This is a genomic window from Citrobacter sp. S55_ASV_140, from assembly GCF_018919505.1.
Taxonomy (GTDB): domain Bacteria; phylum Pseudomonadota; class Gammaproteobacteria; order Enterobacterales; family Enterobacteriaceae; genus Citrobacter; species Citrobacter werkmanii.
Window position 1 is genome coordinate 1 of sequence record NZ_JAHLQZ010000357.1, and the last position, 2013, is coordinate 2013.

The window sequence follows — 2013 nt, forward strand, 5'->3', positions numbered from 1 at the left end:
CTTTCAGCCAGCGCTTCCAGAGCCAGCTCAAAGCAGGCCAGCGGCGCACGAACGGTGCCCGCGCCGATCTGACCAATACCGGCTTCTTTATGGGCAATACCCGTGTTGATCAGCGGCGTAATACCTGTTTCCACGACGCGACGGATATCAAGACCAAGGCAAGCCCCCTGGAAATCCCAGCCAGGGATCTGCAACTGCATATTGCGTTCCAGATAGATTTCAGCCATCTCCTCGGAAACGGACTTCGCGGCCTCCATTCCTCCGGCGCCGACAAACCGCGTTACGCCAGGGGCCGCGATCATCGCGGCACCGCCAATCCCAAAGGTTTCGGTGATGGCGCTATCGCCCATATCCGGGTTAGCTTGTTCCTGCGAGAAGCCGGTAAAGAACAGCCCCTGCGGTGTGTTAACCGGCGCGGTAAACCAGCGATCGCCAAGTCCGCTCACCCGGATCCCGAACATGTCGCCATTACGGGTCATTGCGGTCACAATACTGCCGGAACGCACCAGTGCCCCGGCATCCATTGCCGCTTTGCAGTAAGCCATCGCCAGGTTAAGGAAGAACTGGTCGGTCACGCTGAGGAAATCCATCACCTCAGCAATCTGCTGCTTATCATGTTCCAGACGGGCAATTTGCGGTGCCAGAGCTCGCATCAGCAGAGCTGAAGAGGCAATGTTGCGCTGATGGAACTCATCGCCCATCGTAATGCCCTGCGCCATCATAGCGGTCAGATCAATACCCTGTTCCAGATTGGCCAGCGCCGCGCTTAAAACAGGCATCAGGACATCGCGCATCCAACGTAAACGCTGCTGGACATCCTCACCATACGCGCCGAAGCGCATCACTTTGCCAATCCCTTCGTTGAGATTGCAGTAAGCCCGGTTACCGTCGGTGATATTTTCCACTACCAGCATCGGCATGCTGGCAGAGGTGATTCCCCCCATTGGCCCCACAGCATTAACATGGTGGCAAGGTACGAACCGGACTTTGCCCTGCTCCAGTAAAGCCAGCGCGCTCATCTCATCATTGGCCCACCCTTCAAACAGACATGCACCAATACAGGCCCCTTTCATCGGACCGGTCATTTCTTGCCAACGCATTGGCGGTCCCGCATGCAGCAGCGTTTTCCCTTCATTGAGCTCGCGGATTAATGAGGAGGCAGGTTGCACATCCAGCCAGTGTGGACGCGCACGACGAATTTGTTCGATTACTGCAGCATTGGCTTGCGCCACTGATGTAAACATTGGAACCCCTTATTGCAAACGTTCTAATAAACGAGCCAGTTTCTTATTACCGCCAGCGACAGGCGCCCACTGGTAATGCACCACAGGCATTTCCGCAGCCTGTAAATCCAGTGCAAAACTGCGTAACCCGGCATTGATGACCGCCACTTTTTCCAGTAGCGAAGGTGCGGATTTGTCAGATAACGGTTGAGATGGACGAATCAGTTCGGCGGCAAGCAGCGTTGCCTCGGGCAGTGAATTCACTACGGCAATGCCGGCATCTTCCAGTGTGGCAATCTGCAGTGAGCGACACTGCGGATCGCGTTCTGTACCTGTCACCGTCGCAATCGCATACAGCGGTTGCTCGTGGTCTCGCGCAGCGCACGCCTTCTGCCAGGCCTGAACCAGCGATGCAGCCGGATCTGCCGTCGCGCCGTAACCAATCACGACATCAACTAGCAGCACGCGTACCTGCGGCTGCCCCCCCAGATCCGTAATCAGTTGATTACGTAAGGCAGGGTCAATCATCGGATGCGGCCGCCCGACGGTGTAAAAATCATCCCCCAGATCGATAATCTGGTGCCCGGCGGCATCCAGCATCATGCCATGATGATGTTGTGCATCCGCGGCGACATTCAGATGGGAGGCCAGCAGCCCAGCGGCTTCGGCGGCCAGCGTACCTCCGGTGTATAACCCTCGGATCACACCGTCTCCTGTGGTTGAAAGCGAGCTGCGTCGCGCCGCGACTCTCGCCAGTAAACAGGCCAGACGGGCCGCATCGTCCAGCGTC

The 2013-nt window shown here is 57.2% G+C and carries 1 protein-coding gene and 1 pseudogene; both read right to left on the bottom strand.

Annotation, left to right across the window (positions count from 1 at the left end; all coding sequences use genetic code 11):
• Positions 1–1244 (bottom strand): DUF1116 domain-containing protein (locus KQJ18_RS23715; RefSeq protein ID WP_216422917.1); only part of this gene is annotated, 1244 nt, incomplete at its 3' end.
• 9 nt (positions 1245–1253) lie between these two features.
• Positions 1254–2013, bottom strand: a pseudogene (locus KQJ18_RS23720) (acyl-CoA synthetase FdrA); the annotation flags it as partial.